The organism is Streptomyces sp. NPDC086077, assembly GCF_040686175.1.
In the GTDB taxonomy this organism is placed as follows: Bacteria; Actinomycetota; Actinomycetes; order Streptomycetales; family Streptomycetaceae; genus Streptomyces.
In genome coordinates, this window is sequence record NZ_JBFBJT010000093.1 from 24,665 (window position 1) to 30,798 (window position 6,134).

Below are 6,134 nucleotides of genomic sequence, written 5' to 3' on the forward strand. Positions count from 1 at the left end.
TCCTGCTCCGGATGGTCGGCTTCACGTGACCTTGAGGACTCCCGCGTGGCCCGGGCGGTTCCACCGGACATGAAAAAGGACCCCGGCGGGGTCCTCTTCAGACTGCTCCCCCGACTGGACTCGAACCAGTAACCTGCCGGTTAACAGCCGGCTGCTCTGCCAATTGAGCTACGGAGGACCGAGCTCCCCCGACTGGACTCGAACCAGTAACCTGCCGGTTAACAGCCGGCTGCTCTGCCAATTGAGCTACGGAGGAATGCCTCGTTGCATCGAACGTACTCACCTGGGTATCCGCCAGGGGGCGCGCGCTCGCTGCGACACATACATTAGCGCAAGCAGGGGGGTGCTTCGCCAATCGGTACTCCCGGCTCCAGGCCGCGCCAGAAGACCTACACAAGGGAAGGGTGGCCGCCATGCGTTACCGGCTCACGTTCGTCGTCGGACTCGCTCTGGGTTACGTGCTGGGCACACGAGCCGGACGCGAGCGCTACGAACAGCTGAAGAAGACCGCGCGTCAGGTCGCGCAGAACCCCGCCGTCCGCAACACCGCCGAGACGGCCGCGCTACAGGGCCGCCAGTTCGCGGGCAAGGCGTTCCACACGGTGAGCGAGAGGGTCGGCGACCGCATGCCCGACTCGGTCGCCCACCGCGTCCGCTCCCTGCGCGAGCGCAACATCAACGGCTCGGCGGAGGACGACTGGGGCACGAGCAACACCTGAGACAAAGGGGTGCGGGGGGTCGCGCGGGGAGCCGTACACCACCCGCACCCGAAAGACTGCGCGCACCTCCACGGCGCCCACGGCCCGAGCATGCGCGGCACTGCGGCAGAATTTGAGCCATGGGGATAGTCGCCGGGTTGGACAGTTCGCCCGATTTCACTCGTATCGTCGTCTGCGACGCGGACACCGGAGCCGTGCTGCGGCAGGGCTACGCGCCGCATCCAGTGGAAGCCGCCGAGGCCGGCGGGCGGCCCAGCGACGTCGATCCACAGGCGTGGCTGCTGTCCCTGGGCGAGGCCGCCGGCGGTGGACTGCTGGAAGGTGTGCAGGCCATCGGGGTCTCCGCCCAGCAGAACGCCGTCGTGCCGCTGGACGCGCAGGGCGGCACCGTACGGCCCGCGCTGGTCGGTGGTGACAAGCGGGCGCAGGTCTCGGCGGCCGATCTGATCGACGCGCTGGGCGGGCGTGAGGCGTGGGCACAGGCGGTGGGCTCCGTGCCGCAGGCCGCCCAGCCGGTGACCAAGCTGCGCTGGCTCGCCAGGAACGAACCCGAGAACGCGGCGCGGGTCGCCATGCTGATGCAGGCGCACGACTGGCTGGTGTGGCAGTTGTTGGGCCGGCCGGTCCGGCGGACCACCGACCGGGGCGGCGCCTCGGGCACCGGCTACTGGTCCGCCGCCACCGGCGGCTACCGGCCCGACCTGGTGGAACTGGCCCTCGGTCACCAGGTCGTGCTGCCCGAGGTGATCGGGCCGTCCGAGGCGGCCGGAACGACACCGGAGGGGCTGCTGATCTCCGCCGGGACCGGCGAGACCATGGCCGCCGCCTTCGGGTTGGGCCTCGGGTTCGGCGACGCGGTCGTCTCCCTGGGTGCCTCCGGGTCCGTGATGGCCGTGCATCCCGAGGCGCTCCAGGACGGCTCCGGGATGATCACCTGCCTCGCCGACGCCACCGGCATGCACCTGCCCGTCGTGACCACGCTGAACGCGGTGCGCACCCTGCGCGGCACCGCCGAGCTGCTCGGGCTGTCCGACCTGGAGAGCCTGTCCGACCTGGCGATGAAGTCGACGCCGGGCTCCCACGGCCTCGTGCTGCTGCCCTATCTGGAGGGGGAGCGCACGCCCGCGCTGCCGCACACCGCGGGGACGCTGACCGGGCTGCGGCGGGAGTCGATGAAGGCGGAGCATCTGGCACGGGCGTCCTTCGAGGGCATGCTCTGCGGGCTCGCGGACGCGCTCGACGTGCTGCGCGGGCGTGGGGTGGAGGTACGGCGGGTCTTCCTGCTGGGGGCGGCGGCCGAGCTGCCGGCCGTACAGGCCTCGGCGCCCTCGCTGTTCGGGGCGCAGGTCGTCGTACCGCAGCCCGCCGACTACGCGGCGATCGGTGCCGCCCGGCAGGCGGCATGGGCGCTCGGGGCATCCCAGGGCACCCTGGATCCGCGGACGCCGCCGGCCTGGCAGGGGGCGGTCGCGCAGGTGCTGGAGCCCGGCGAGGACCTGGCGGTGGGGCAGGCCGTGCGGCAGCAGTACGTGTCGGTGCGGGAGCAGACCCACCCCGGGGCGTTCCGGGTCTAGGCGGTGCCGACAGGGCCGGCGCGGAACGGACGGTGTCGGCCCGTCGGGTGATCGGGTTGAGGTAACGCGGGTGGAGTGTCCGACGATAGGGGCCAGGGGCAACCATTCTTCCCCTGTCGCCGACTCCGAGAGAACAGCGTGCTCATACGACTGCTGCGGACCTACCTCAGGCCCTACAAGAGACCCATCACCGCGCTGGTGCTGCTGCAGTTCCTGCAGACCTGCGCGACCCTCTACCTGCCCACGCTGAACGCCCACATCATCGACAGCGGTGTCGTCCTCGGCGACACCGGTTACATCCTGTCCTTCGGCGCCGTGATGATCGGCGTCTCGCTGGTCCAGGTGGTGTGCAACATCGGTGCCGTGTACTACGGCGCCCGCACCGCCTCGGCGCTCGGCCGGGACGTACGGGCCGCGGTCTTCGACCGGGTGCAGTCGTTCTCGGCGCGTGAGGTGGGCCACTTCGGCGCGCCCTCGCTGATCACGCGGACCACGAACGACGTGCAGCAGGTGCAGATGCTGTGCCTGATGACGTTCACCCTGATGGTGTCGGCGCCCATCATGTGCGTGGGCGGCATCGTGCTCGCGCTCGGCCTGGACGTGCCGCTGTCCGGGGTACTGGTCGCCGTGGTGCCCGTGCTGGGCCTCACGGTGACCTTGATCGTGCGGTCGCTGCGGCCGCTGTTCCGGACGATGCAGGTGCGGCTGGACACGGTGAACCGGGTGCTGCGCGAGCAGATCACCGGCAACCGGGTGATCCGTGCCTTCGTGCGCGACGAGTACGAGCAGGACCGCTTCCGCAAGGCCAACGCCGAGCTGACGGAGGTGTCGCTCGGCACCGGCAAGCTGCTCGCGCTGATGTTCCCGATCGTGATGACGGTGGTGAACGTCTCGTCGATCGCGGTGGTGTGGTTCGGCGCGCACCGCATCGACAGCGGCGGGATGCAGATCGGCGATCTGACGGCGTATCTCGCCTATCTGCTGCAGATCGTGATGTCCGTGATGATGGCCACCTTCATGTTCATGATGGTGCCGCGCGCGGAGGTGTGCGCCGAACGGATCCAGGAGGTGCTGGAGACCGGGTCCAGCGTCGTGCCGCCGGTGACGCCGGTGCGGGAGCTGCACCGGCACGGGCATCTGGAGATCCGCGGGGCCGGCTTCCGCTACCCGGGTGCCGAGGAGCCGGTGCTGAGGGGCATCGACGTGGTCGCGCGGCCCGGGGAGGTCACCGCCGTGATCGGCTCGACCGGCAGCGGCAAGTCCACGCTGCTCGGGCTGGTGCCCCGGCTGTTCGACGTCACCGACGGAGAGGTGCTGGTCGACGGGGTGGACGTCCGGACCATCGATCCCCAGGTGCTGGCCCGGACCGTCGGACTGGTGCCGCAGAAGCCGTACCTCTTCGCCGGCACGGTCGCGACCAACCTCCGGTACGGCAATCCGGACGCGACCGACGAGGAGCTGTGGCACGCGCTGGATGTGGCGCAGGCCAGGCCGTTCGTGGAGCGGCTGGAGGGTGGGCTGGACGCGCCGGTCGCGCAGGGCGGCACCAACGTCTCCGGCGGTCAGCGCCAGCGGCTCGCCATCGCGCGGACGCTGGTGCAGCGGCCGGAGATCTATCTCTTCGACGACTCCTTCTCCGCCCTCGACTACGCCACGGACGCCGCCCTGCGCGCGGCGCTCACCCGCGAGACGTCGCGGGCGACCGTCGTGATCGTCGCCCAGCGGGTGGCGACCATCCGGGACGCCGACCGGATCGTCGTGCTCGACGCGGGCCGGGTCGTGGGCACCGGGAGGCATCACGAGCTGATGGCGGACAACGAGACCTACCGGGAGATCGTGCTCTCCCAGCTGACGGAAGCGGAGGCTGCCTGATGGCCGGTCCGATGGGGCGGATGATGGCCGGGACCGGCCCCGACCATCGCTCGATGGACTTCCGGGGGTCGGGGCGGCGGCTGGTCGGCCGGTTCCGGCACGAGCGGCTGACCATCGGCGCGCTGCTGCTGTGCGTGGTGGTGAGCGTGGGGCTGTCGGTGGTCGGCCCGAAGATCCTGGGGAACGCCACCGACCTGGTGTTCGCGGGGATCGTCGGGCGGGAGCTGCCGGCCGGGACCAGCAAGGAGCAGGCGCTCGACGCCATGCGGGAGCGGGGCGACGGCGCCGTGGCCGACATGCTCCGCGGCACCGACTTCACGCCGGGCGAGGGCATCGACTTCGACGCGGTGGGGAACGTACTGCTGCTGGCGCTGGTGGTGTTCGTGGTGGCCGGGCTGCTGATGGCGGTGGCGACGCGGCTGGTGAACCGGGCCGTCAACCGGACGATGTACCGGATGCGCGAGGACGTGCAGACGAAGCTGTCGCGGCTGCCGCTGTCGTACTTCGACAAGCGGCAGCGCGGTGAGGTGCTGAGCCGGGCGACGAACGACATCGACAACATCGGGCAGACCCTCCAGCAGTCGATGGGCCAGCTGATCAACTCGCTGCTGACCATCATCGGCGTGCTGGCGATGATGTTCTGGGTGTCCTGGATCCTGGCGCTGGTGGCGCTGGTGACGGTGCCGCTGTCGCTGTCCGTGGCGACGTACGTGGGCAAACGGTCGCAGCCGCACTTCGTGCAGCAGTGGCGCTCGACGGGCCAACTCAACGCGCACGTCGAGGAGATGTACACCGGGCACACCCTGGTGAAGGTGTTCGGGCGGCAGGAGGAGTCGGCGCAGCAGTTCGCCGAGCAGAACGAGGCGCTGTACGAGGCCGGGTTCCGGGCGCAGTTCAACAGCGGGGTGATGCAGCCGCTGATGCTGTTCGTGTCGAACATGAACTACGTGCTGGTCGCGGTGGTCGGCGGTCTGCGGGTCGCCTCCGGCTCGCTGTCGATCGGTGACGTGCAGGCCTTCATCCAGTACTCGCGGCAGTTCTCGATGCCCCTGACGCAGCTCGCGTCCATGGCGAACCTGGTGCAGTCCGGGGTGGCCTCCGCCGAGCGGATCTTCGAACTCCTCGACGCGCCGGAGCAGTCGGCCGATCCGGTGCCGGGGCTGCGGCCGGAGGAGCTGCGGGGCCGGGTGACGCTGGAGGGCGTGTCCTTCCGGTACGACTCGGAGAAGCCGCTGATCGAGGATCTGACACTGACGGTGGAGCCCGGGCAGACGGTCGCGATCGTCGGGCCGACCGGGGCGGGCAAGACCACGCTGGTCAATCTGCTGATGCGGTTCTACGAGGTGTCCGGCGGGAGGATCACGCTCGACGGGGTCGACATCGCGAAGATGTCCCGCGACGAGCTGCGGTCCGGGATCGGGATGGTGCTGCAGGACACCTGGCTCTTCGGCGGGACGATCGCCGAGAACATCGCGTACGGGGCGGCGCGCGAGGTCACCCGGGGCGAGATCGAGGAGGCGGCGCGGGCGGCACACGCCGACCGCTTCGTCCGGACCCTCCCCGACGGCTACGACACGGTGATCGACGACGACGGGGCGGGGGTCAGCGCGGGTGAGAAGCAGCTCATCACGATCGCGCGGGCGTTCCTGTCCGACCCGGTGATCCTGGTGCTGGACGAGGCGACGTCCTCGGTGGACACCCGCACCGAGGTGCTGATCCAGAAGGCGATGGCGAAGCTCGCGCACGGACGGACGTCGTTCGTGATCGCGCACCGGCTGTCGACGATCCGGGACGCGGACACGATCCTGGTGATGGAGAACGGGGCGATCGTGGAACAGGGGGCGCACACCGCGCTGCTGGCCGCGGACGGGGCCTACGCACGCCTGTACAAGGCGCAGTTCGCGCAGGCGGTGGCCGAGGTCGACTGAGCCGGTGACCGGGGTCGGGGGTGCCGCCGCGCCGTCGCGGC

General features: G+C 70.4%; 4 protein-coding genes and 2 tRNA genes. 4 read left to right on the plus strand and 2 right to left on the minus strand.

What is annotated here, in order from left to right; all coding sequences use genetic code 11:
* Window positions 1-105: 105 nt before the first annotated feature.
* Together AB0O67_RS24735 and AB0O67_RS24740 are read right to left on the minus strand one after the other, a co-directional pair.
* A tRNA-Asn gene (locus AB0O67_RS24735) sits at window positions 106-178 on the minus strand.
* A gap of 5 nt (window positions 179-183) precedes the next feature.
* A tRNA-Asn gene (locus AB0O67_RS24740) sits at window positions 184-256 on the minus strand.
* 157 nt (window positions 257-413) lie between these two features.
* Here AB0O67_RS24740 and AB0O67_RS24745 point away from each other — a divergent pair.
* The 4 genes from AB0O67_RS24745 (at window position 414) to AB0O67_RS24760 (ending at window position 6,093) form a co-directional block, all read left to right on the plus strand.
* Window positions 414-719, plus strand: coding sequence for a YtxH domain-containing protein (locus tag AB0O67_RS24745; RefSeq protein ID WP_365453849.1), 306 nt, complete (start codon window positions 414-416; stop codon window positions 717-719).
* 119 nt (window positions 720-838) lie between these two features.
* Window positions 839-2,293, plus strand: a complete 1,455-nt coding sequence (locus AB0O67_RS24750) for an FGGY family carbohydrate kinase (protein WP_365453852.1) — start codon at window positions 839-841, stop codon at window positions 2,291-2,293.
* A 138-nt stretch (window positions 2,294-2,431) separates the two neighbouring features.
* Window positions 2,432-4,165 carry an ABC transporter ATP-binding protein gene (locus AB0O67_RS24755; protein ID WP_365453855.1) on the plus strand — a complete coding sequence of 578 codons (1,734 nt, stop codon included), beginning with the start codon at window positions 2,432-2,434 and terminating at the stop codon, window positions 4,163-4,165.
* Window positions 4,165-6,093: an ABC transporter ATP-binding protein gene (locus tag AB0O67_RS24760; RefSeq protein ID WP_365453858.1), complete on the plus strand. Its 1,929-nt coding sequence runs from the start codon at window positions 4,165-4,167 to the stop codon at window positions 6,091-6,093. Before AB0O67_RS24755 ends, AB0O67_RS24760 begins: the two co-directional genes overlap by 1 nt.
* Window positions 6,094-6,134: the final 41 nt, after the last annotated feature.